The sequence below is a fragment of the Mesorhizobium sp. NZP2077 genome, from assembly GCF_013170805.1.
GTDB lineage: Bacteria > Pseudomonadota > Alphaproteobacteria > Rhizobiales > Rhizobiaceae > Mesorhizobium.
On the sequence record NZ_CP051293.1, the window covers coordinates 2,838,181 to 2,861,482 of the forward strand.

Annotated in this window: 28 protein-coding genes and 1 pseudogene; 19 read left to right on the top strand and 10 right to left on the bottom strand. The window is 62.2% G+C overall.

Annotated features, from left to right (window positions below):
* Nucleotides 1-436: 436 nt before the first annotated feature.
* The gene (locus HGP13_RS13955) at nucleotides 437-997 is read left to right on the top strand and encodes a CatB-related O-acetyltransferase (RefSeq protein ID WP_246707366.1); all 561 of its coding nucleotides are present in this window, start codon (nucleotides 437-439) and stop codon (nucleotides 995-997) included.
* A 286-nt stretch (nucleotides 998-1,283) separates the two neighbouring features.
* Here HGP13_RS13955 and HGP13_RS13960 read toward each other — a convergent pair whose 3' ends face one another.
* On the bottom strand, nucleotides 1,284-1,661 hold the full coding sequence (locus HGP13_RS13960) for an ester cyclase (protein WP_172226126.1): 378 nt from the start codon (nucleotides 1,659-1,661) through the stop codon (nucleotides 1,284-1,286).
* Nucleotides 1,662-1,735: 74 nt separating this feature from the next.
* On the bottom strand, nucleotides 1,736-2,629 hold the full coding sequence (locus tag HGP13_RS13965; RefSeq protein ID WP_172226129.1) for a LysR family transcriptional regulator: 894 nt from the start codon (nucleotides 2,627-2,629) through the stop codon (nucleotides 1,736-1,738).
* A gap of 151 nt (nucleotides 2,630-2,780) precedes the next feature.
* Here HGP13_RS13965 and HGP13_RS13970 point away from each other — a divergent pair.
* The 4 genes and pseudogenes from HGP13_RS13970 (at nucleotide 2,781) to HGP13_RS13985 (ending at nucleotide 4,929) form a co-directional block, all read left to right on the top strand.
* Nucleotides 2,781-3,175, top strand: a pseudogene (locus HGP13_RS13970) (cupin domain-containing protein).
* A 54-nt stretch (nucleotides 3,176-3,229) separates the two neighbouring features.
* The gene (locus tag HGP13_RS13975; RefSeq protein ID WP_172226132.1) at nucleotides 3,230-3,559 is read left to right on the top strand and encodes a carboxymuconolactone decarboxylase family protein; all 330 of its coding nucleotides are present in this window, start codon (nucleotides 3,230-3,232) and stop codon (nucleotides 3,557-3,559) included.
* A 4-nt stretch (nucleotides 3,560-3,563) separates the two neighbouring features.
* Nucleotides 3,564-3,938, top strand: a complete 375-nt coding sequence (locus HGP13_RS13980) for a DUF2255 family protein (RefSeq protein ID WP_172226135.1) — start codon at nucleotides 3,564-3,566, stop codon at nucleotides 3,936-3,938.
* Nucleotide 3,939: 1 nt separating this feature from the next.
* Nucleotides 3,940-4,929, top strand: coding sequence for an aldo/keto reductase (locus HGP13_RS13985; RefSeq protein ID WP_172226138.1), 990 nt, complete (start codon nucleotides 3,940-3,942; stop codon nucleotides 4,927-4,929).
* Between the two features lie 168 nt (nucleotides 4,930-5,097).
* Here the strand turns inward: HGP13_RS13985 and HGP13_RS13995 are convergent, their stop codons facing one another.
* Both HGP13_RS13995 and HGP13_RS14000 read right to left on the bottom strand, forming a co-directional pair.
* Nucleotides 5,098-5,619, bottom strand: a complete 522-nt coding sequence (locus HGP13_RS13995; RefSeq protein ID WP_246707367.1) for a hypothetical protein — start codon at nucleotides 5,617-5,619, stop codon at nucleotides 5,098-5,100.
* Nucleotides 5,620-5,763: 144 nt separating this feature from the next.
* On the bottom strand, nucleotides 5,764-6,048 hold the full coding sequence (locus HGP13_RS14000) for a hypothetical protein (protein WP_172226144.1): 285 nt from the start codon (nucleotides 6,046-6,048) through the stop codon (nucleotides 5,764-5,766).
* 11 nt (nucleotides 6,049-6,059) lie between these two features.
* Here HGP13_RS14000 and HGP13_RS14005 point away from each other — a divergent pair, with 11 nt between their 5' ends.
* From HGP13_RS14005 to HGP13_RS14070, 14 genes are all read left to right on the top strand, one after another.
* Entirely contained in the window at nucleotides 6,060-6,539 is a 480-nt protein-coding gene (locus tag HGP13_RS14005) for a GNAT family N-acetyltransferase (protein WP_172226147.1), read from the top strand.
* Between the two features lie 15 nt (nucleotides 6,540-6,554).
* Entirely contained in the window at nucleotides 6,555-6,938 is a 384-nt protein-coding gene (locus HGP13_RS14010; RefSeq protein WP_172226150.1) for an ACT domain-containing protein, read from the top strand.
* 176 nt (nucleotides 6,939-7,114) lie between these two features.
* Nucleotides 7,115-8,548, top strand: coding sequence for an aldehyde dehydrogenase family protein (locus HGP13_RS14015; RefSeq protein WP_172226153.1), 1,434 nt, complete (start codon nucleotides 7,115-7,117; stop codon nucleotides 8,546-8,548).
* 196 nt (nucleotides 8,549-8,744) lie between these two features.
* Nucleotides 8,745-9,074 carry a hypothetical protein gene (locus tag HGP13_RS14020; protein WP_172226156.1) on the top strand — a complete coding sequence of 110 codons (330 nt, stop codon included), beginning with the start codon at nucleotides 8,745-8,747 and terminating at the stop codon, nucleotides 9,072-9,074.
* A 67-nt stretch (nucleotides 9,075-9,141) separates the two neighbouring features.
* Nucleotides 9,142-9,570, top strand: coding sequence for an MbcA/ParS/Xre antitoxin family protein (locus HGP13_RS14025; RefSeq protein ID WP_172226159.1), 429 nt, complete (start codon nucleotides 9,142-9,144; stop codon nucleotides 9,568-9,570).
* Nucleotides 9,564-10,262: an RES family NAD+ phosphorylase gene (locus HGP13_RS14030; RefSeq protein ID WP_172226162.1), complete on the top strand. Its 699-nt coding sequence runs from the start codon at nucleotides 9,564-9,566 to the stop codon at nucleotides 10,260-10,262. Before HGP13_RS14025 ends, HGP13_RS14030 begins: the two co-directional genes overlap by 7 nt.
* 155 nt (nucleotides 10,263-10,417) lie before the next feature.
* Nucleotides 10,418-10,708, top strand: a complete 291-nt coding sequence (locus HGP13_RS14035; RefSeq protein WP_172226165.1) for a helix-turn-helix domain-containing protein — start codon at nucleotides 10,418-10,420, stop codon at nucleotides 10,706-10,708.
* A gap of 42 nt (nucleotides 10,709-10,750) precedes the next feature.
* On the top strand, nucleotides 10,751-11,866 hold the full coding sequence (locus HGP13_RS14040; protein ID WP_172226168.1) for an alkene reductase: 1,116 nt from the start codon (nucleotides 10,751-10,753) through the stop codon (nucleotides 11,864-11,866).
* 280 nt (nucleotides 11,867-12,146) lie between these two features.
* Nucleotides 12,147-12,800: a hypothetical protein gene (locus tag HGP13_RS14045; protein WP_172226171.1), complete on the top strand. Its 654-nt coding sequence runs from the start codon at nucleotides 12,147-12,149 to the stop codon at nucleotides 12,798-12,800.
* A gap of 105 nt (nucleotides 12,801-12,905) precedes the next feature.
* Nucleotides 12,906-14,852 carry a tetratricopeptide repeat protein gene (locus HGP13_RS14050; protein WP_172226174.1) on the top strand — a complete coding sequence of 649 codons (1,947 nt, stop codon included), beginning with the start codon at nucleotides 12,906-12,908 and terminating at the stop codon, nucleotides 14,850-14,852.
* Nucleotides 14,853-14,949: 97 nt separating this feature from the next.
* Nucleotides 14,950-15,339: a DUF6314 family protein gene (locus tag HGP13_RS14055; RefSeq protein ID WP_172226177.1), complete on the top strand. Its 390-nt coding sequence runs from the start codon at nucleotides 14,950-14,952 to the stop codon at nucleotides 15,337-15,339.
* Between the two features lie 247 nt (nucleotides 15,340-15,586).
* On the top strand, nucleotides 15,587-17,779 hold the full coding sequence (locus tag HGP13_RS14060; protein ID WP_281410995.1) for a tetratricopeptide repeat protein: 2,193 nt from the start codon (nucleotides 15,587-15,589) through the stop codon (nucleotides 17,777-17,779).
* Nucleotides 17,780-17,848: 69 nt separating this feature from the next.
* Nucleotides 17,849-18,094 (top strand): type II toxin-antitoxin system ParD family antitoxin, encoded by a 246-nt coding sequence (locus tag HGP13_RS14065; protein WP_172226183.1) that lies wholly within the window; start codon nucleotides 17,849-17,851, stop codon nucleotides 18,092-18,094.
* Nucleotides 18,084-18,383 (top strand): type II toxin-antitoxin system RelE/ParE family toxin, encoded by a 300-nt coding sequence (locus HGP13_RS14070; RefSeq protein ID WP_172226186.1) that lies wholly within the window; start codon nucleotides 18,084-18,086, stop codon nucleotides 18,381-18,383. Before HGP13_RS14065 ends, HGP13_RS14070 begins: the two co-directional genes overlap by 11 nt.
* Nucleotides 18,384-18,440: 57 nt before the next feature.
* Here HGP13_RS14070 and HGP13_RS14075 read toward each other — a convergent pair whose 3' ends face one another.
* From HGP13_RS14075 to HGP13_RS14100, 6 genes are all read right to left on the bottom strand, one after another.
* Complete coding sequence (locus HGP13_RS14075; protein WP_172234701.1) at nucleotides 18,441-19,169, bottom strand: amino acid ABC transporter ATP-binding protein; 729 nt, start codon at nucleotides 19,167-19,169, stop codon at nucleotides 18,441-18,443.
* Between the two features lie 86 nt (nucleotides 19,170-19,255).
* Nucleotides 19,256-19,930 carry an amino acid ABC transporter permease gene (locus tag HGP13_RS14080; RefSeq protein ID WP_019859628.1) on the bottom strand — a complete coding sequence of 225 codons (675 nt, stop codon included), beginning with the start codon at nucleotides 19,928-19,930 and terminating at the stop codon, nucleotides 19,256-19,258.
* A complete protein-coding gene (locus HGP13_RS14085) occupies nucleotides 19,927-20,598 on the bottom strand; it encodes an amino acid ABC transporter permease (protein WP_172226189.1) in 672 nt (223 codons plus the stop codon). The genes HGP13_RS14080 and HGP13_RS14085 overlap by 4 nt, the downstream gene beginning before the upstream one ends.
* 104 nt (nucleotides 20,599-20,702) lie before the next feature.
* The gene (locus tag HGP13_RS14090) at nucleotides 20,703-21,491 is read right to left on the bottom strand and encodes an ABC transporter substrate-binding protein (RefSeq protein WP_172226192.1); all 789 of its coding nucleotides are present in this window, start codon (nucleotides 21,489-21,491) and stop codon (nucleotides 20,703-20,705) included.
* Between the two features lie 104 nt (nucleotides 21,492-21,595).
* Complete coding sequence (locus tag HGP13_RS14095; protein WP_172226195.1) at nucleotides 21,596-22,756, bottom strand: saccharopine dehydrogenase family protein; 1,161 nt, start codon at nucleotides 22,754-22,756, stop codon at nucleotides 21,596-21,598.
* Nucleotides 22,753-23,253 carry an Lrp/AsnC family transcriptional regulator gene (locus tag HGP13_RS14100; RefSeq protein ID WP_027044322.1) on the bottom strand — a complete coding sequence of 167 codons (501 nt, stop codon included), beginning with the start codon at nucleotides 23,251-23,253 and terminating at the stop codon, nucleotides 22,753-22,755. The genes HGP13_RS14095 and HGP13_RS14100 overlap by 4 nt, the downstream gene beginning before the upstream one ends.
* Nucleotides 23,254-23,302 lie beyond the last annotated feature (49 nt).

Genomic DNA, 23,302 nt, shown 5'->3' on the forward strand with positions numbered 1-23,302 from the left:
AAAGTACCTCTGGAGAATGCCATTCCTGAACCGATCTTTCCAACGAATTGTTCTGGTTTGAATGATCGATTTTTTCGAACGATCGTAGTGAAGGACCATTCCGGCTACAACAATAGGAAATCGGCGCGACGAGAACATAGGGTGCGCACCCACGATCGGCTGTGCCGCGATGGTCGTTCGTCCCGTGATGTAGTTGCCATTTCCTATAGGGGAGTCGATCGGTACATTTCCATTGCCGGTAAGCGATGGATTTGGCGGCGTTTGGTCAAAGGTTGTGTCGGCCAATAGAAATACGCTCGCGCTGGGGAAGGTACGCCTTGGTTGATTCAGGTTGGGGAAAAGAAAAGCACCGCCGACGCGATCCACGATTACCGTTGTGTAGACCGAATTATCGGGCTCATGTTATCTACTCAGAGAGTTGAAGACGGGGCACGCGATGTCAAAACTGTCCATGTGGTGGCGCAACAGACGCCGTCCGATCTCAAAGAGCGCCAAGTTAGGCCGCTGGACTTATGGCATCGACGACGGCAGCAAGATTGCCGGTTGCGGCCCAGAGACACCATTTGAGCTCGGCTCCTTCTGCTCAATCGCTGAAGATGTCATCTTCCTGTGTAGCGGCAACCATCCGACTGACTGCGCTACATCGTCTTATGTCCATTCGAACATGATGGGCGGAACTTCGCCTTGGGATCGCCCCGGAAAGGGCGGCATTAAGATCGGCAACGATGTCTGGGTGGGCAGGAGAGCTCTTCTCCTGCCCGGTGTAACCGTTGGCCATGGCGCCGTTGTGGGTGCGCAGGCGACGGTAACAAAAGACGTGCCGCCATATGCCATTGTCGGAGGCAACCCCGCCAAGATCATCCGCTTCCGTTTTCCCGAGGAGACCATCGCCAAAATGCTGGCTATCCGCTGGTGGGATTGGGACGACGAGAAAATCAGGCAGGAAGCAGATTTACTAACAGGACCGATCGACGCTTTCGTCGCTCGGCATTTTTAGGCCCAAGCCCGCACAACAAGTTTCCAGTTGCCATTGTTCAAAACGACCCGGCACCCGGAGTTTTATTCATCACAGATTGCGAGAAGCCCAATCTGACCTTGATGTTCGCCGCCATCAGGAACCATCGAAATGCCCCGGGATGAGCCATGGCCACGGAGCCAGGCTGCATGGTGTACGGGCGAGGGGCGGCGCAAACGTCTGCGGAATAGCAATTCAAAAAGCGAAGCGATCGCCCTCACAGCCGGTATGATTTACGTGGCCTTTGCATAGGCGCTGCGACATCCCGTCAGAGCTGCGTCTCTATGGCCGCCTTGTCGATGACCGACCAGACGTTCCTGATCCTGTCGTTCAGAAATTCATAGAAGACATTCTCGCTGAACGAGACTTTCCGGCCATTGATGGGAAGGTCGAAGAAAGTCCCCCTCGGCGTGCAGTGGAACTGGATGCGGCTGGCGATGAAGGGCGGCTCGGAGATCAGCAGCTGGACGTCGAAATAGAGATCCGGGATTTCGCGAAAATCCCGCTCCAGCATTTCGCGGTAACCCGACAGCCCGACCCGCTCACTGTTGTAGTGCACCTCGTCATGGACGAAGCGATGCAGCCGCGCCCAATCCCGATTGTTGAGGCAGTCGATGTAACCTCGATAGAGGTCGGTCACGGTCACGGCGATGCCTCCAGTGCTTGGAAGAGGTCAGCTCGTCGCAAAGATAGAACGACTGTGGGCGCAGTCCAGATGGATCAACCGCGATAGCGCAGCGCATCGACCAGCGGCGAGAAGGCCGGCGTCGCCTGGCGGCGGCTGGGGTAGTAGAGGTGGTAGCCGGGGAAGGGCGCGCACCAGTCGGCCAGCACCCGCACCAGCCGGCCGTCAGCCAGCTGCGCCTTCACCTGGTCCTCGGGCAGATAGGCGAGGCCGAGGCCGGCCAGCACCGCATTCATGCGCAGCCCCGCCGTGTTGAAGGTCAACTGGCCCTCGACGCGTACTTTCAGCTCGCGTCCGGCCTTTTCGAATTCCCAGGCATAGAGCCCGCCATAAGTCGGCAGGCGCAGGTTGATGCAATTGTGCGTGGTCAGGTCCTGCGGCACGCGGGGCTTCGGCCGCCTGGCGAAATAGGCCGGCGCGCCGACCACCGCCATGCGCATGTCGGGGCCGATGCGCACCGCGATCATGTCATGCGCCACCTGTTCGCCAAGCCGCACGCCGGCGTCATAGCGCTCGGCGACGATGTCGGTGAGGCCGTAGTCGACGATGATCTCGACCTTGATGTCGGCATAGTCCGGCAACAGCCGCGCGATCGCCGGCCACAGCACCGCGTCGGCGGCGTGTTCGCCGGCGGTGATGCGGATGGTGCCGGCGGGCTTTTCACGCAAGGCGCTGAGCGCGGCGAGTTCGGCTTCGATCTCGTCGAGCCTCGGCCCGACAGAGCGCACCAGCCGCTCGCCGGCTTCGGTGGGTGAAACGCTGCGCGTGGTGCGGGTGAGCAGCCGCACGCCCAGCCGCTCCTCCAGCACGCGCACCGTGTGGCTGAGCGCCGATTGCGAGACGCCGAGTTGTGCCGCCGCCCTGGTGAAGCTTTTTTCGCGCGCAACCGCGAGGAAGGCGGTCAGCTCGTTCAGATTGTCTCGCGGCATTGATGAGCTCTCCTCATAAGTACATGCCGGATATAGCACCTAATCGCAGCCAATAGCAGGCGCTAGATAAGGCCCATCACAATCGCCGGCCTGAGATTGGTGGCTGAACATTGTCGGCCATCGCCTGCTTGTATCGAGAAGGAACAAGACCATGGATATCAAGCGCAGCGGTTCGCAGCCTTCGGCAAAGGGTCCCGCCGATTATTTCACCGGCACGGTGCGCATCGACGCGCCGTTCAAGGGCACAGAGCCTGCCCGTGTCGGTGGTGCTACGGTGACCTTCGAGCCCGGAGCGCGCACCGCCTGGCACACCCATCCGCTCGGCCAGGCGCTGATCGTGCTCTCGGGCGCTGGCCTGGTGCAGCGGGAAGGTGGACCGGTCGAGCCGATCCGCCCGGCGACATCGTCTGGTTCGCGCCCGGCGAAAAGCACTGGCATGGCGCGGCGCCGACCACGGCGATGAGCCACCTTGCCATTGCCGAAGCGCTCGACGGCAAGGTCGTCGACTGGATGGAGAAGGTCAGCGACGAACAATACGAGGTTTGACGCGGCGGTTCCCGGCTCCATCTCCTGATACATCCCTCAACGAAGGAAGCTCTTATGGCAGACGCCCCCAAAAGCCCATTCTCCGATATCGCGCCCGCGCTCGGCAAATACACCGATGAGGTGCTGTTCGGCGATGTCTGGAAGCGCCCCGGCCTGTCGCCGCGCGACCGCAGCCTCGTCACCGTCACCAGCCTGATCTCGAACTACCGGGTCAACGAGATGCCTTTCCACATGAAGCGGGCGCTCGACAATGGCGTCACCCGCGACGAACTCATCGAAACCATCACCCATCTCGCCTTCTATGCCGGATGGCCGGCGGCCAGCACCGCCATTGGCATTGCCCGCAAGGTTTTCGAGCAGGCCGACGCCGAGAAGAAGGGGTAGCGAAATGCCGTGGTCGAAGGACGAACTCGCAAGGATCGCGGCAAGCGACGATCTGCATATTTCGCCTTTGCGCGATGACGGGGTGACCTTGGGCACGCCGACCTGGATCTGGCCGGTCGTTGCCGATGGCGCGCTTTATGTGCGCGGCTACAACGGCTTGCAATCGCGCTGGTATCAGGCAGCGATCAAGCAGAAGGCCGGCCGCATCGCTGCCGCCGGCGTGACCAGGGATGTCAGCTTCGAGGCGGTCGAGAGAGCCATCAACGACCGCATCGATGACGCCTACAGGGCCAAATACGCAGCCAGCCCCTATCTCGCGCCGATGATTGCGGCGCGCGCCCGCGCCGCCACGGTGCGGATTACACCGAAGGAGAATTGAGATGCAAAAGCGCACACTTGGAACAAGCGGCCTCGAAGTCTCGGCCATCGGCCTTGGCTGCATGGGGATCAGCCATTCCTACGGGAAGCCGATGGAGACGCCGGATGCCGTCCGCCTGATCCGCGCCGCGTTTGAGCGCGGTATCACCTTCTTCGACACGGCGGAGGTCTATGGACCGTTCACGAACGAGGAGGTCGTCGGCGAGGCGCTGCAGCCAATCCGCGACCAGGTGGTGATCGCCACCAAATTCGGCATCGACATCGCCGGTACAGCCGGACATGACGGCATGGACAGCCGGCCGCAGCAGATTCGCGACGTCGTCGAGGCCTCGCTCAAGCGGCTGAGGACCGACCGCATCGATCTTCTCTACCAGCACCGCGTCGACCCCGTCGTGCCGATCGAAGAGGTGGCGGGCGTGGTGAAGGACTTGATCAGCCAAGGCAAGGTCAAGCATTTCGGCCTTTCCGAAGCCGGCGTGCGCACCATCCGTCGCGCCCATGCGGTGCAGCCGGTCGCAGCACTTCAGAGCGAATATTCGCTGTGGTGGCGTGAACCCGAGGAGCCGATCCTGCCGGTGCTTGAGGAACTGGGGATCGGCTTTGTGCCCTTCAGCCCGCTGGGCAAGGGTTTTCTGACCGGCGCCATCGATGCCAGCACGACGTTCGACAGCAGCGACTTCCGCAACACCGTGCCGCGTTTCGCGGAGGAGGCGCGCAAGGCCAACCAGGCGCTGGTCGATGCAATCGTCGCGATCGCGGCGCAGAAGAAGGTGACCCCGGCGCAGGTGGCGCTCGCCTGGCTGCTGGCGCGGAAGCCGTGGATCGTTCCGATCCCGGGCACGACGAAGCTCAATCGCCTTGAGGAGAACATCGGATCGGCCACTGTTACGCTGACTACGGACGATCTTGCCGACATCGAGAACGCGGTCTCGGCGATTGCCGTGCAGGGCGAGCGCTACTCCCCGCAACAGGCGGCACGGATCGATCGCTGAGGCGGAAAGAGCCCGATGTCGCCGAGGGCGCGCGCGCTCTATGACCGGGTGGCGATCCCGGCGCGCCGGGACGGTGGTGTCCGCCATGAGTCAGCCCGACGAGGTCGACATCAACGAGATGCTGTTTCGGCCGACGGCGCAGGAGTATTAGGCCGCCTGGCGGAAGCGTTAAGCTTCCGGCGCCATAATCGCCTGAAGCCACTCGCCGGCAATTCGCTTGTCCTCGGCGGTTATCGAGTGGCCGACCGGCAGCACATGATGGGTCACCGACGCCCCGGCACGGACCAGCCGCTCAGCCAGTCGCAGGCCATCGCCGGGCGATCTGCGGCTGTCGCTGTCTCCGTCAAGGATCAGCGCGGGCGTTCCGTCCAGGCGGCTCGGGAGGTCGCCGGTGAACGGGGAGAGGGGGCGAAACAGCACCGCTCCCGCCAACAGGCCGGGATGGGTCAGCAGCAGGGCTGCCGCCATGATCGCACCGTTGGAAAAGCCGATGGCTATGGGCCGTCCGTTCAAGCCGTAGCGGCCGCAGACCGCTTCGATGAATTCCGCCAGCCCAGGCGCCCTGGCGGCAATATCCGCTTCGTCCACCCGCCGATCTGGAAAACGATGGAAGAAGGCATGCCCGCCGTCGATTGCAACCGTGCCGCGGATGCCGAGCCTCGCCGCCTCAGGCGCCAGTTCGCCGGCCAAGGGCAGCAGCTCCAATTCGTTGCCGCCGGAGCCATGGAGCAGCACGAGCGGCGCCAGGTTCGTATTGGTGCCAGGTTCGAAGCAATGAGCGTGTGTCGGGTCGGGCATCCGCAAGGCCATTGGTTTTGTGAAAGACGACTGACCTTATAGCTCCGAGATCAAGCGGGCGATTTTCAAGATCGAAATTTCATAGAATCGCTGCATGGCCGGTAAGTGGGCGACGAAGCCCTGGGCCAATGCCGAAATCTTGACGCGCCGCGCTTCCTGCGCCAGCTTGGCGCCATGTTCGCCCTCGCGCCCACCAACACCCAGCGACGCCGCCGCATGAAGCGGAGCGGCAGGCTGAATGCGCGACGACAAAACCCGGCAGGATAGATCCGGTTCGTTCGTTTCCAGCCCCGCCCGCGACAACGCCGGCGGGGTTTTCATTTTGGAGCCTTGTGATGACAAATACTTCCATCCGGTTTCGGCCGGCCGAGCCTGCTGATGCTGCCGCGATCAGGGACATCGTGCGCGCCGCCTATGGCAAATGGGTGCCGGTGATCGGCCGTGAGCCGCTGCCGATGCGCGCCGACTACGAGAAAGCCGTTGCCGAGCATCCGTTCGAGCTCGCTGTCGCGGACGGCCGCATTGTAGGGATGATTGAAACCATGCTGGCCGACGACCATCTCTGGATCGAGAATGTCTGCGTGGCGCCACAGGCGCAGGGCAGGGGCATCGGCCGGCTGTTGCTGGAGCGGGCCGAACGCAAGGCGCTCGAAGCCGGTCGCCCCGAGCTGCGCCTGCTGACCAATGGTGCTTTCGCCGCCAATGTGTCGCTGTACAAGAGGCAAGGCTATACGATCGACCGGGAGGAGCCGTTCATGAGTGGTACGACGGTCTATATGAGCAAGAGGCTCACGGGATCACCGGCAATCTGAGGAGGGGGTTCGACAATGGCCGCCAGGGTCAAATTGAAGCAACTTCGTGGGTCGTACGCGATTTCGCGGCTCGGAGCGGGCGACAGCATTCCCGGCTGGGCGGACGGGCCGGGCTTCGTCAGCATCACCAGGACCGACGACGAGCTTTCGATCACATGCCTGCAGGATCGCGTTCCGGGCACGGTCAAGCACGATGGCGACTGGATCGCCTTCAAATTGCAGGGGCCCTTTGCTTTCGACGAAACCGGCATCGTGCTGTCGGTCATCCAGCCGCTGTCGGAAAACGGGCTGGGCATCTTCCTGGTGTCCACCTTCGACGGCGATCATCTGCTGGTGAAAGCGGCGGATCAGGAAGCGGCGAGAACGCTGCTGGGTCAGGCGGGACACACACTGCTGTAATTCGTTCCATGCCATCGAAAACGGCTGGGTTCGCTGGCCCAACGTGTCTGGCTCAATCACTGGCGCGCTGGCTCAACCAGTTCGGGGGTTGCGTTTGACAGGGCGGTTTGTGCATCGTTATCTCTAGCCAGATATCACGGCCGGAACGGCCACACGGCGCCCCCAAGGAGAGAACCATGTCACACAATCTGCAGTTCTATATCGATGGCGCGTGGGTCGATCCTGTTGTGCCCAACACGCTCGATGTCATCGATCCCTCGAACGAGGATGTTTTCGCGCAGATCTCGCTCGGCTCCAAGGCCGATGTCGACAAGGCTGTGGCTGCCGCCAAGCGCGCCTTCAACACATTTGGTTTCACCTCGGTGGAAGAGCGCCTCGACATCCTGAACCGCGTCATCGAAGTCTACAAGAAGCGCAGTGCTGATCTTGCGCTCGCCGTATCGCGCGAAATGGGCGCACCGCGCCAGATGGCGCTCGACAGCCAAGTCGGCGTCGGGTTGGCTCATCTGCAGAAGATGGCGGAAGTGCTGAAGACTTTCCAGTTTCGCCACGTCAAGGGTTCATCGCTGATCGTCAAGGAGCCGATCGGCGTCGTCGGCCTGATCACGCCGTGGAACTGGCCGCTGAACCAGATCACCTGCAAGGTCGGTCCGGCACTTGCCGCTGGCTGCACCATGGTGCTGAAGCCGTCAGAAATCGCGCCGCTCGATGCCATCATCTTCGCTGAGATCATCGACGAGGCCGGTGTGCCGAAGGGCGTCGTCAACCTCGTCAATGGCGACGGCCCTGATGTCGGCCAGGCGCTGTCCAGCCATCCCGACATCGACATGATGTCGTTCACCGGTTCGACCCGCGCCGGCATCCTGGTGGCCAAGGCCGCCGCCGACACGGTCAAGCGCGTGCATCAGGAACTGGGCGGCAAGTCGGCCAACATCATGTTCCCGGATGTTGACCTCGCCACCGCCGTCTCCAAGGGCGTCGCCGGCTGCTTCAGCAATAGCGGCCAGTCCTGCAACGCGCCCACCCGCATGTTCGTGCCGCGCGAGCGTCAGGACGAGGCTGCCGGCTACGCCAAGGTGGCAGCGGAAAAGTTCGTGGTCGGCCCGGCCGACGGCGCCAACACCAAGCTTGGCCCGGTCGTCAGCCAGATCCAGTTCGACAAGATCCAGGACCTGATCCAGGCCGGCATCGACGAGGGTGCGACGCTGGTCGCCGGCGGCCCCGGCCGCCCCGCCGAACTCAACCGCGGCTATTACATCAGGCCGACCGTGTTCGCCGACGTCACCCACGACATGCGCATCGCACGCGAAGAAATCTTCGGGCCGGTGCTGGCGATCCTGCCCTACGACACGGTCGAACAGGCGGTCGAGCAGGCCAACGACACGGTCTACGGCCTTGCCTCCTACATCCAGGCCAAGGACATCCAGAAGGCCCGCGACGTGGCGGCGCGCATGCGCTCGGGCAATGTCTACATCAACTACCCGATCTGGGACGCCGGCCTGCCCTTCGGCGGCTACAAGCAGTCGGGCAATGGCCGCGAATATGCCGAATACGGGCTCGAGGATTTCCTCGAGATCAAGGGCATCGCCGGGTACGAGGCGGCGGAGTAAGCGCGACGCGGTTTCGGGCCGGCGGCAATGCCGGCCCGAAGTGTTCATCTGTTTGGCATCCGAGGCCGCCACGCCTAGGAATTGACGTGGCGGCCTTATCGAGCTTTGGTTGCGGCCAGCCACCGGGCATTTATGATGGTGTTGCGGAAATTCCTTGGTGTGTCCCGCACGAACCGCGGATGAGCCGGAGCGGGAAATGTTGGAGCCCGACGAGAGCCTCTACCAAGTCTTCGTCGACGATAATTTTCATTATCGTGACGAGAGTCATCGGTATTTGGACGGCCAATTCGCAACCTACGATGAGGCTGTGGCGCACTGCCGCGCCATAGTCGACGGCGACCTGGAAAATGCTTTCAAGCCGGGAGCTACCGCCGAAGAGCGGTTTGCGACATACAGCTTGTTTGGCTTGGATCCGTTCATAAAGACACCGCCCGAGCGACGGGTCGATCCGCCTTTTTCCGCTTGGGATTATGCAAAGGAGCGGTGCGGACTCTTGCCTCGTGACGCCACCATTCCAGAAGCCTGACTTTGAGCGCTCCTTGCCAATTGGCAAATAGATGCTATATCTCTGCCAATAGCAGAGGTGAGCAAACATGCAGCTCCAGTCCATCGTCACCACGCCGGCCACGGTCGGGTCAGCCATTTCAGAGGAAGAGGCCGGGGCGCTTGCGCGCACCACGGTCAATCTGTTCAAGGCGTGGGGCCTCACCGATCTTGAGGCCTGCATCCTGCTCGGCGGCATGTCGGCCCGCACTTGGGCACGTTGGAAGACTGGGGCACGCTGGAAGGAAGGCGGTATCGGCCGCATCGACCGCGATTTACGCACCCGCATGGCGCATCTGATGGGCATCCACAAAGGCCTGCGCTATCTCTTCACCGAGCCGGCGCGCGGCTATGCCTGGATTCGCAAGCCCAATGCCACTTTCGGTGGCCAGTCGGCGCTCGACCTCATGCTGCGCGGCGAGATCTCGGATCTCGCTGCGATGCGCGAATGGCTCGATGCGGAGCGTGGTGCATGGTGAGTGGCCTCGCGGTCCGGCGCCGCGTCCACTGGCACCAGACTTTCCGCATCATCCGCTCCATCCATCCGCCGATCGACCTGTTCGAGGACATTGCCGATCCGCGCGACTGGGAGGCGCTGGCCTCGGTCGAGGAAAAGACCAACCCGCGCATAAGGCTGGAGATCGGCGACCTCGGCAAGGTCGCGGCGGCAAGGCGGGTGTCCGGCCCCGGCGCCAGCTTCGTCATGGCGCCCTTCGTGCATTGTTCGACGCTGCGACCGGGCCGCTTCTCCGATGGCAGCTACGGTCTCTATTATGCCGGCGACAGCGAGGATGTGGCGCTGGCCGAAACCATCCACCATCACCAGAATTTCATGCGCGCCACCAATGAGGATCCGGGCTGGACGGCTGACTTTCGCGTGCTGATCGGCAGCGTCGACCGCGATCTCGATGACGTCAACGCAGTGCCCGGCGTGCTCGACCCCGACGACTACACCGCCTCGCAGGCGGAGGGGCGGGCGCTGCGGGCGGCCGGCAGCGACGGGCTGGTGTGGAACAGCGTGCGCATGCCGGACGGGCAATGCATCGGCATCTTTTGGCCCGACGTCATCACCGTTCCGGTGCAGGGCCGGCACTACTCTTATCACTGGGACGGCAAGCGCGTGGATTTCGTGCGCCAGCACGATACGGGCAAGGTGCTGGCGGTCACCTAACGCTTCGGTCGGCGAGCGCCTCGTCGCCGGCCCGCCAGCTGTGACGGGCGCGAGTGGGGATGCTTTTCTCCGATCACTGGCAAAAATGGCATGGATTTCCTGCCATATCGTCTCTCCCCGATCTATATATCGGTGGAGATCGATGCGAGGTGAAGATGGACCACGACATCATATTGAAGGCACTGGCGCATCCGTTTCGACGCGATGTCCTGGCGTGGCTGAAGGAGCCCGAGCGGCACTTCGCCGCGCAGGCGCATCCGCTCGAGATGGGTGTCTGCGCCAGCCAGTTCGACCATCGCGGCCTGGCGCAGTCCAGCGTGTCGACCCATCTGGCGACACTGGCGTCGGCCGAGCTCGTGACGACGCGTCGGGTTGGCCAATGGGTGTTCTACAAGCGCAACGAAGAAACCATCGCTGCCTTCCAGGCCGCCTTGTCCGATCTCTGACCATCCTCCCCCATCCCCCCAAATGCATGAAAGGCATTTCTCATGGCTACCCTCTTTGATCCCTTGCGGGCCGGCGACCTGACGCTGGCGAACCGCATCGTCATGGCGCCGCTGACGCGCAATCGCTCGCCCAATGCGGTGCCCGGCGACCTGTCGGTGACCTACTACGGCCAGCGCGCCACGGCCGGTCTTATCGTGACCGAAGCCACCGCCATCAGCCATCAGGGCCAGGGCTACGCCAACGTGCCAGGCCTCTATGGCGCGGATCAGCTTGCCGGCTGGAAGCGCGTCACCGACGCCGTTCACAAGGCCGGCGGCAAGATCGTAGTGCAGCTCTGGCATGTCGGACGCATCTCGCACAATTCGTTGCAGCCCGGCGGCGGCAAGCCGGTGGCACCGTCGGCGATCAGGGCAAACTCCAAGACGTTCCTGGTCAAGCCGGATGGCAGCGGCGAGTTCGCCGACACTTCCGAGCCGCGCGCGCTCGAAGCAGCCGAACTTCCCGGCATCGTCGATGATTTCCGCCGCGCCGCCAAGGCGGCGATCGAGGTAGCGGGTTTCGACGGCGTCGAGATCCATGGCGCCAATGGCTATCTCATCGACCAGTTCCTGCGCTCGGGCACTAATCATCGCACCGATGACTATGGCGGCTCCATCGAGAACCGGACGCGTTTCCTGTTCGAGGTGGTCGACGCGGTCACGGGCGCCGTCGGCGCCGGCCGGACCGGGATCAGGCTGTCGCCGGTGACACCCGCCAACGACACGTCGGATGCCGATCCGCAGCCGCTGTTCAACCATGTCGTGGCCGGCCTGGGCGGCCGCGGCCTGGCGTACGTCCATATCGTCGAAGGCGCGACCGGCGGCGCGCGCGACTTCAGCCAGGGCGACAAGCCGTTCGACTACGAAGAGCTCAAGGCCACCTATCGCAAGGCCGGTGGAAACGGCGCCTGGCTCGTGAACAATGGCTATGACAAGGAACTGGCGGAGAAGGCGGTCGGAGACGGCTATGCCGACCTTGTCGCGTTCGGCAAGCTGTTCATCGCCAATCCCGACCTCGTCAGCCGGCTGAAGCGCAATGCCGGACTGAACGATCCGGACAAGGCGACGTTCTATGGCGGCGACGCCAGGGGTTATACGGATTATCCGACGGCGGCCTGAGCCCGCCCATTCCGGACAGGTTGGCCTTCCGCCTGCTCACATGGCAGCCGGCTCCCTTCAATGGGAGCCGGTTTGTCACCGCGCCAATCCGCGACCGGACCCAAAGGGCCACGTCGCTTACGTTGCGGAGGTGGTGCTGTTTGAACGGATTTCTTTGCAGCAGTGACTTGCAGCGATCGAGAATTTGCCTGATCAAGTCGGCATAAGGCCAACAACCGGCAATTGTGCTTCAAAAACTGCTGACATGATGCTTCCCAGATTCCGGCGATCGATTGTAAAGGTGCGGCAGCCTCTCGCCGGTCTCGCCATCCTGCTGGCGCTCGGCGCTCCCGCCATGGCGACGGACAGCGACTTTCATGATTGCAGCAATGAAAAGGCGGATGCGCCCTTGCGGGTCGCTGCCTGCACGCGCGTCATGGCGGACGAGAGCGAGGCATATCGTGACCATGTCATTGCCTACGTCATGCGCGCGAGCGCACTGGCCGACAGTGGCGACTATGAAAGCCGGGGGCGGGCCTGGCGTAACAAGGGCGCCGACGGCAAGGCCGTCGCCGACTTCAGTCAGGCGATCCTGCTCGACCCGACAAACGTTCGACCCTTTCAGGATAGGGGCATCCTGCGCTTCTATTCCGGCCCGATAGCCGATGCGCGGGCCGACCTGGAACAGGCTGCCAGGCTGGTGCCGGACAGCGCTTATTTCGCCATCTGGGTCGACCTTGCTGAGCGGCATGATGGCTCGGCGGGCGGTTTGCGCGCGGCGGAAGGCAGGCTCGACATGAACAGGTGGCCAGCGCCGGTGGTGCGGATGATGCTCGGCGAACTGACACCGGCGGCGGTCCTTACGGCGGCCGATGACTCGGATCCGGTCAAGAGGACGGAACACATATGCGAGGCCAACTTCTTCGCGGCGGAACTTGACGCTGCAGAAGAATGATGATGACGCCGTGCGTCTTTATCGTGATTCCATCAGCAATTGCCCCAAAAACTTCGTCGAATACAACGCGGCCAAAGCGGCGCTTCGCGCCACAGGGGTTACGCCGTGAGACGGCATTTTACCTGTCTCGCCGTCCTGCTGGCGCTCGGCGCTCCCGCCATGGCAGCCGATAGCCATATGGATGTGTGCGCCAACGACAAGCTGACGCCGCCCAACCGGATCGTCGCCTGCACCAACGTGATTGAGGACAAGGCGACCTCGGCAAGCGATCGGGAAATTGCCTATTTCGATCGCGGCAACGCGTTGGACGCGAACGGCGAATACGACCGCGCCATTTCGGATTACGACAAGGCGATCGAACTCGATCCCAAGGACGCCGATGCCTTCAACAATCGTGGCCTGACCTGGAGCCACAAGAAGGACTATGACCGGGCGCTCGCCGACTACAGCGGGGCGATAGAGCTCAATCCACGATTTTCCCTTGCCTATGCCAACCGGGGCCTGATCTGGCACAGCCAGAAGCGCGACGAAGACCGCGCGATCGCCGATTTCAGCAAGGCGATCAGTCTCGAACCGCAAACCAGCGATGTCTATAACCTTCTCGGCAATGCGTATCTGCGCAAAGGCGACTATGACAGCGCCATCACCAGCTACAGCCAGGCGGTGTTTCTCGATCCCGAGAATCCCGATCAGTATTTCAACCTTGGGCTGGCCTGGACCTCCAAGGGCAATCCGGAACGCGCCATAGCAGACTACAGCCAGGCGATCAGCCTCGACGCGAAGCATGTCGATGCCTATCGCTGGCGCGCCGACGCCTGGGTCAAACAGGGCGACGCGGATCGCGCCATATCAGACTATGACGACGCCATCAGCATCGACCCCAGGGACGCCGAGACCTTCCGCAATCGTGGTGATCTGTGGTTCGGCAAGAAGGACTATGATCGTGCCATCGCCGATTACGGGCAGGCCATTCATGTCGATTCCAGAGATGCGGTAGCCTATAATGATCGTGGCTGGACCTGGTCGCAGAAGAACGACGCCGACCGCGCCATAGCGGATTTCGACAAGGCGATCAGCATCGATCCAACCTACGCCAGGGCCTACAACAATCGCGGCCTGGCGTGGTCGGACAAGGGCGATCTCGACCGTGCCATATCGGACTATGGCCAGGCGATCGCCATTGATCCCAAATATGCGCAGCCTTACGACAACCGGGGCTTGGCGCTGATGGACCAGGGTGAGTACGACCGTGCGATTGCCGATTACAATGTGGCGATCCTCCTCGACGCCGGTTATGCGCGGCCGCACAAGAACCGAGGCGCCGCTTGGGCTCGCAAGGGCCAGCTCGGCTATGCCATGGCGGACTATGACAGGGCCATCATGCTCAGTCCGGACTACGCCGGCGCCTATGTCGGCCGGTGCCGAGTCTGGGTCTACGAGGCGCAATACAACCGCGCCATATCCGATTGTAGTCAGGCGATCCACCTCGATGTCTTCTACACCCCCGCCTATGAAACGCGCGGCCTCGCCAACGTCTACAAGACCGCCTACAGCGACGCTTTCGTCGACTACGATGAAGCAGTGCGCCTCAACCCGACATCCGCGGGCGTCTATCAGGGCCGGGGCATCGCACGGTTTTACATTGGGTCGCCGGCAGGCGCGCAGGCCGACCTTGAGCAGGGTGCCAAGATGCTACCGAAGGATGCCTACTACGCGATCTGGGCGGACCTTGCCCGGCGGCGCAACGGGCAGCCAAGTATCCTGCATGACGCCGAGCTTGAGAAGACGAAATGGCCTGCGCCGCTGGTGCGCATGCTGCTGGGCGAACAAACGCCGGAGGCGGTACTCGCTGCCGCTGACGACCGGGACGCGACGAAGAAAAGCGAGCAGGTCTGCGAGGCGAATTTCTACACTGCGGAATTCCTGCGGCGGCAGCATCGCGACGACGAGGCCGTGCCGCTCTACCGCCTCGCGCTCAGCGAGTGCCCCCGGGACTTCATCGAGCATCCAGCTGCGATGACCGCGCTCCGCGTCATGGGCAAGGCGCCGTAGCGCGGTTCGTCGCTTCATGGAATCGCAGAAGCCCTCCATCGCACATTCTATTGACCGAAGAAGTGCGGTCGATCCCGATGGCCGGGCGGGGCAAACAATGGCAGACAGCATTGTCGGCGACTGGACAGTCAGCCGCAGCATGATCGATTTTTTGACCGGTACGACCTACCGCTTCGCCGGCGAGGCCGTGGTGACGCAAGATATGTTCAGCGAGCATGGCGTCATGCGGATCGGTTCTCGCGAAATGCCGGCCAGCAGGCGCTACCGGCTGGAGCCGGGCGAGCGTTCGGTGCACATCCTGCACGCGGATAGCCGCGATTTCATCGAACTCGAGCTGAAGGCGGCACAGACTGTCCGCCATCTCTGCGGCGCCGATCTCTATGTCGGGCGCTTCTTCTTTCGCGGGCCTGACGAATGGGCCGAGGCGTGGCGGGTCAAAGGCCCACGCAAGAATTATGCGAGCCTTGGCCGGTTTTGCCGCCAGTAAGAGCCGCGGATCGCGAAAATCCTGCAATCACCTGGAAGTGGTTGGAAGCAATGCTCGGCCTTGGCTAAAAAGCTCAAGGCGGCAGCGACAGGTCGAAGCACCTGGCCGAAATCGAATGAGGAGTCTCGATGATCAAGGGCGAGTTGATCGTGCTGGTCCGCAAATGGTACTGGCTTATAACGCTGGTGATCATTGTTGCCGGGATGGTATTCGCGCGGTTTTTGCAGACTGACCCGAACTATACCGATTGCATCGGCCAAAAAGTCGACACAGCCCGGCAAATCGCAGCCTGTACGCAAGTCATCGAATACGCCGGCGCCGGCAGGCGCAGCGTCGCTTACGTCATGCGCGGCAATGTCTGGGTGTCAAAGGGAAACTACACAAGGGTGACAATAATCGCGCGATGGTCGACTACGACCAGGCGGTCAGCCTCGATCCCAAGAATGTCGATGCCTACAACAATCGAGGCCTGGTGTGGGTTGCCAGGGGTGACAATGATCGCGCCATCGCCGAGTACGACCAGGCGCTCGGCCTCGATCCCAAACATGCGATTTCCTATTTCAACCGGGGTATCGCATGGGCGCACAAGAACGACTATGACCATGCCATTGCCGACTACGATCAGGCGATCAGTCTCGACCCGAAATTCGCCGAGGCCTATAACAATCGAGGTCTGATCTGGGCCACCAGGGGCAATGACGATCGCGCCATCCCCGACTATACCCAGGCGATCAGCCTCGATCCCAAGCAGGCCGCCTTTTATTCCAACCGAGGCATGGCATGGGCCCGCAAGGGTGACGATGACGCCGCCATTGCCGACTACGACAAGGCGGTGGGTGTCGATCCCAAATCTTCATTCTCTTACTTCAACCGAGGCTTGGCATGGGCCCGCAAGGGCGACGATGACGCGGCCATTGCCGACTACGACAAGGCGATCAACCTCGATCGCAAGATCATCAATGCTTATAACAATCGAGGTCTGCTGTGGGCTGCCAAGGGCGATTACGACCGCGCCATCGCCGACTATGATCAAGCCATCGGCCTTGATCCCAAACCTGCCATTCCTTATTCCAATCGAGGCATCGCATGGGTGAGGAAGGGCGACAATGACCGTGCCATTGCCGACTTCGACCAGGCGATCAGCCTCGATCCGAAAAATACGCTCTCTTACTTCAACCGAGGCATGGCATGGGCCCACAAAGGCGACAATGACCGCGCGATCGCGGACTACAGCCAGGCACTTAGCCTCGATCCGAAAAGCGCCGATGCCAACAACAACCGAGGCCTGCTGTGGGTTGCCAAGGGTGACTATGACCGCGGCATATCAGACTACAACCAGGCGCTCGGCCTGGACCCAAAACATGCCCTCTTTTATTTCAACCGTGGCATGGCATGGGGAAAGAAGGGCGACAACGACCATGCCATTGCCGACTTGGACAAGGCGATCAGCCTCGATCCGAAAAAGGCCGATGCCTACAACATTCGAGGCCTGCTGTGGGTTGCCGAGGGTGACTATAAGCGCGGCATATCAGACTACAGCCAGGCGCTCAGCCTCGACCCGAAACATGCCGTCTCCTATTACTACCGAGGCATCGCGTTGGGAAAAAAGGGCGACAATGATCGCGCGATGGCTGACTACGACCAGGCGATCAGCCTCGATCCGAAAATAACCGATGCCTACAACAATCGAGGCCTGCTGTTTGTTGCCAAGGGCGACTACGACCGCGGCATCTCAGACTACAACCAGGCGCTTAGCCTGGACCCGAAACATGCCCTCTCTTATTACAACCGAGGCCTCGCATGGGACAGGAAAGGCGACAATGATCGAGCAATCGCAGACTACAACGAAGCAATCAGCCTTGATCCAAACAACGCCGAATTTGCCGCAGCATACGGCGGTCGAGGGATGGCATGGGCTGACAAGGGCGACAATGCGCGAGCACTAGCCGACCTCGACAAAGGGATTTCCCTCGATCCGAAAAATGCCGACATCTATGATCGCCGGGGGATCGTCTCCTTCTATTCCGGTGCGCTGGCCAAGGCCCGGGCCGATTTCGAACAGGCGGCCACGCTCGAGCCCGACTTTGCCTATTCCGCGATCTGGCTGGATTTGGCCAATCGGCGCAGCGGCTTTGGCAGCCATTTGCAGGGCTGGATCGGCAAGGTCGACATGACGAAATGGCCGGCACCGGTGGTTCGGATGCTGCTTGGCGAGCAGACACCAGCCGATACACTCAAGGCCGCCGACGATCCGGACGCGACAACGAAAACCGGGCAGGTCTGCGAGGCCAATTTCTATACGGCCGAACTCAGCCGGTTACAGGGCCAAAACGATGAAGCGTTGCAGCTTTACCGGGCCGCCATCGGCCGTTGCCCCAAAGGCTTCTATGAGTACCAAGCGGCCAAGGCTGCACTGCGCGAACTGGGCGTATCGCTATAATCAAGGCATTGGCGGTGACGTATACCAATTTTTGGTATATGCTGGCGTCATTGATCAAAGGATGATCCCGTGCCCCGAAATACCTCGGTCTCCCTTGGCGATCATTTCGCCGGTTTCATCGATACGCAGGTTCAGACGGGCCGTTATGGCTCGGCAAGTGATGTCGTGCGTGCCGGTCTGCGGTTGCTCGAAGAACACGAAGCCAAAGTCGCGGCCTTGCAGAACGCCCTCATTGCCGGCGAAGAATCCGGTACACCTGTCGCCTTCGACAGCGCTTCGTTCCTAAGCAGGATGAAGGCCAAGCATGCCAGGTAAGAGCCGCCAATATCGGCTCTCACCCCTGGCGGAAGCTGATCTGGAAGATATCTGGCTCTATACGTTCAAACAGTGGTCATTGGAACAAGCGGATCGGTATCATCGCGATTTGGTCGACGTCATCGAAGCCTTGGCCCTCGGCGTCAAAACGGGTCGTCGCGTCGATGTGCGCGAAGGGTATTTCAAATACCCAGCCGGCCAGCATTTCATTTTCTTCCGTCAGTCCGAAACGACCCTGGATGTCATCCGCATCCTGCATCAACGCATGGACATTGAACGACATCTGTGACGCCCCAAGCGCGTTCACCAATGTACGCCGGGCCGATTGACCGGACGTGTCGGCGCTTCAGTGCCGCAGAATCTTGCTCAGAAACGCCCGGCTGCGGTCGGTCCTGGGGTGCGAGAAGAATTCGTCGGGCGTGCCGCTTTCGACGATGGCGCCGGCGTCCATGAACACCACGCGCTGGGCGACCTTGCGGGCAAAGCCCATCTCATGCGTCACCACCATCATGGTCATGCCTTCCTCGGCGACCGCCACCATGACGTCGAGTACTTCTGAAATCATCTCGGGATCGAGAGCCGAGGTCGGCTCGTCGAACAGCATGATTTTCGGCCGCATGCCGAGGCAGCGCGCGATCGCTACGCGCTGCTGCTGGCCGCCGGAGAGCTGTGCCGGATAGGCGTCGACCTTGTCGGCAAGGCCAACCTTGGCCAGCAGTTCGCGGCCGGCCTTTTCAGCTTCAGTGCGTTGGATCTTGCGGACATGGATCGGGGCCAGCGTGACGTTTTCGAGCGCGGTCTTGTGCGGGTAGAGGTTGAAGGACTGGAAGACGAAGCCGATCTCGGTGCGCAGTTGCGTCATGTTCGTGGCGGGGTCGCCAACACGCTGGCCGTCGACGATGAGATCGCCGTCCTTGATCGTCTCCAGGCCGTTTATGCAGCGGATCAGCGTGCTCTTGCCCGAGCCGCTCGGGCCGCAGACGACGACCACTTCGCGCGGCTCGACGCTCAGCGTGATGTCCTTCAACACGTTGAGCGTGCCGAACCATTTGTTGACGCCGCGAAAATCGATCATGCCGGTTTTGGCTGGGCCGGTTTTGGTCATGCCGGTCTTGGTCATATTTGGCGTGCTCATGTCCGTGCGCCCTTTGAGGTTCGATGTCACAGCTGCACCTCGCCATGGGCCGCGCCCATGCGGCGCTCCAGCCGGCGGGCGAGCATGATCAGGGGATAGCAGACGATGAAATAGCCGACGCCGACGAGGAAGAAGACCAGGAGGCCGTTGGGCACGCGCTGCACCACCAGCCAGCCGACGCGGGTGAGGTCGGTCAGTCCGATCGCCGAGACGACGGATGAATCCTTGATCAGCAGCACATATTGCCCGACCAGCGGCGGCAGCACGATGCGCATGGCCTGCGGCAGCACCACCTGGCGCATGCGCTGCCAGCGCGACAGGCCGGATGCAAGCGCTGCCTCGACCTGGCCGGTCGGCACCGAGCGGATGCCGGCGGCGACGATCTCGCAGATGAAGCAAGCGGCGAGGTTGGTCAGCGCGATGATGCCGGCGGTGAAGGCGTCGAGCTCGATACCGAACTCGGGCAGGATGAAGAAGATCAGGAAGATCTGCACCAGGAACGGCGTGCCGCGGATCAGGTCGACCCAGGCGCCGATGACGCTCGAGATCAGCCGGTTGCCGCCGGTGCGCAAGATGCCGAGGCCGAAGCCGAGCAAGGTGCCGAGCACCAGGCTGATCAGCGACAGCACCACCGTCATGCCGAGGCCGCGCAAGGCGAGGGGATAGGAACCGGCGAGGCTGAGGAACTGTTGCCAGATCATGTCCGCGCCCCCGCTGTGCCGAGCCAGCGGCTGGACAGAACTGCCAGTCCTTTGAGGCAGTAGTAGAGCAGCAGGTAGAAGGCGGCGATGGTGAGAAAGCCTTCCGCCGGCATGAAACGGTCGGAGGCGAGCAGTTGCCCGGCGCGCGTCAGTTCGGCGACCGAGATCAGCGACAGCAGGGCGGAATCCTTGACCAGCACGATCGCCTGGCCGAGCAGCGGCGGGATCGTCACCTTGAAGGCTTGCGGCAGCACCACCAGCCGCATGCGCTGAACATAGGTCATGCCCGAGGCGACGCTGGCTTCGACCTGGCCGCGCGGGATCGACAGGATGCCGGCGCGAATGATCTCGGCGATATAGGCGCCGCTGTTCAGGGACAGCGCCAGGATGCCAACGACGAGTTCCGGCAGGACGAAGCCGAGCCGGGGCAGGCCGAAATAGAGGAAATAGAGCTGCGCCAGCAAGGGCGTGGCGCGCACGGCGTCGATATAGGCCTTGGCCGGGGCGCGAAACAGCCAGCCGCGCTGCAAATTCATGGCGCACAGCACGATGCCCACGACGAGCGCGCCGACGAAGGACAGCGCCGACAGCCAGACGGTCGTGATCAGCCCCTGCCCGAACAGAGGCAGATATTCGACGATGGTGCGGAAACTGAAATTTTCGAGCATCGTGGGTGAAGTCCCAGAGTGCGGGAAGCGGCGGACGCAGCGAATTCCGAGCGGCTTCGCGCGGCGCCTAAGATGCGCGCGAAGCCGCTCGGTTTTATTGCTGCTTAGTGATCCTTCTTCCAGGCGTCGGAATTCACCCAGTAGTCGAGGTTCTTCTGCAGGCGGCCGTCGATGGTGACCTGGTTGAGGAACAGGTTCATCCAGATCAGCAGGTCCGGCTCGTCATAGCGGGTGGCGAAGGCAAGCGGCTCCTTCGACAGAAGATCCGGCATGATGGTGAAGCTGCCGGCCGGGTAGGCCGTCTGCTGGCCCTTGACCGCCGAGATGTCGTTGACGCCGCAATCGGCCTGGCCGTTGTTGACGGCGTCGAGCAGCAGCGGGCCGCCGCCCTTGTAGCTCTTGATGTCGGCATCGGGGAAGGCGGCCTTGGCTTCCTTCTCACCGGTGGCGCCGAGCAGCACGGCGATCTTGGTGCCCTTGGCCTTGCAGTCCTCGGTGGTCTTGAACTTGCTGTCGGCCTTGGTGAAGACGGTGCTGCCCGTATACATGTAAGGCGTGGTGAAGGCGACCTTCATGCCGCGCGCCAGCGTCGGCGTCATGTCGGCGACCAGCAGATCGGCCTTGCCCGAAAGCAGCGCCGGGATCAGGCCATCCCAGTCGAAGTCGAGGAAGGTGATTTTCACACCCATTTCCTTGGCCATCAGTTCGGCGAGTTCAACCGAACTTCCGGTGCGTTCGCCATTGGCGCCGACCAGCGAGAAGGGCGGTCCTTGAGTCTGCACCGCAACCCGCAATTCGCCGCGCTTGGTGATCTCGTCGAGCGTTCCGGCACTGGCGGCGGCGGTCAAGCCCGCGAGCGCAAGTCCGGCGATGAAAAGTCTGGCAATCTTCATTTTGGTATTCCTCCCTGTTGGATGTTGTTTTGCCCGCGGATTCCCTTGGGCGCTTTTTTGAGCGGCGGCGCCGTTTGCCGGCGGCAGCCACCGTTCGAAAATTCTCAGTCCCAGGCCACCGTTTCGGTAACCTTGATGCCGCGCTTGGCCAGTTCGTCGAAGAAGGGTTCGTCGGGCACATGCAGCAGCGGGTTGAGCAGGCCCGGTGTGGTGATCTCGCGCCGCGCGAGCATCTGCGCCACGATGCTGGCGGGGTAGCCGACGCCGAGACTCATGCCGAACAGGCCGGAGGTCAGGTCGCGCTCGATGATCAAATCGGATGTCACTGTCTTGGCGCGGCCGTCGCCGAGGCCGGAAAAGACATTGCGCATCACGCACAGGTCCTTTTCGCCGGGGCCATATTGCAGTTGCGGGCCGAGCAGCCGGCCGAGGAATTCGCGCGGGCTGTTGGAGGTGCCGGGCACCTTGTCCTCGGACAGGAAACCGAGTTCCTTCAGCGGCGCCCAGAAGGCCGACCATCCGGGCCAGCGCAGCGTATAGCGGCCGGAGCGGCGCAGCCCTTTTGCCGCGGGAAGCATCTCGACATAGTGCAGCGCATCACCATTGGGGAAGGCTTCCAGCGTGCCGAGGCCGGCGACCTCGATCTCATGGATGAAATGACTGTCGTGCTGGCGGGCGGCCGGTACGGCGACGCGTTCGCCGTTCTCGATCATCACGCTGTCACGGTTCTGGCTGACCAGAACCATGTCGAAGTTCCAGCTCACCTTGTAGCAAAGCGGCTTCGCCATCGCCTTCGGCTCGGGGATGCCGCCGCAATAGGAATCGATCGCGGTGATCGTATCGAACTGTTTTGCGGCGCGGGCGTAGAGCACGAGGTCGATGCCGGGGTCGAGCCCGCATTCGGTCATAACAGACACACCGGCCTGTTCGGCGGCCGGCGCCAGGTCTGCGATGGCCTTGCCGTAATTGGTGGTGACCAGCGGCGTGCGGGTTGCGATCGCGACCTGCACCGCTTCGCGCATCAATGGCTGCGGCAGCAGATCGATGGCGGCGTCGGCATCGGCAAGCACATCGGCAAGCGCCGGTCCGATCGCGCCCTCAGGCACGACGAAGCGCACGCGGGCAAGGTCGGTCAGATCAGCCAGCCGGGCCGCACCATCGGGCGCGGTATCGACGCAGATCACCTCCTCGACACCGCTGGCGACGAGATCGGCGATGGCGGCCCGGCCTTGCAGGCCAAGGCCGCCGAGAACCGCGATCTTCATGCTGGCTCCTTGCGGTCATCAGACCAGCAGCCTTCGGGAAGGCTGACCCATTTGTTGCAGGACGCCATGACGACGAAGGTCTCGCTGCGCACGACTTCGCCCGGCTCGCCGGCGCCCGGGATCAGCTCGCTGGTGACGCGGTAAAGATCGGCGACGTCGCCGGCCACGGTCACGTCGACGATGATGTCGAAGCGTCCGGTGACCACCGAAGCCGAGTTGACAAAGGGCAGTTCGGAAATGCGCTGCGCCAGTTCGCGGGCCCGGCCGCGCCCCTGGGCATTGATGCCGACAATGGCCGAGATCAGCTCGGGGCGCTCGGTCAGGTTCAGCAGTCCGACGATCTTGAGCAGATTGCGATCGAGCAAATTGCGCAGCCGCGAGCGTACCGTCGGCACCGAAATCGCCAACATCTCGGCGAGGCGGTTGATGCCCGGCTGGGCGTCCTGCGACAGCTGTTTGACCAGCCGCCGATCGGTCAGATCGAGATGTTCCCGCAAAAGTGCACTCTTTCATAAAGAGAAAAAATGTTGGCAATATTTTTGCCTA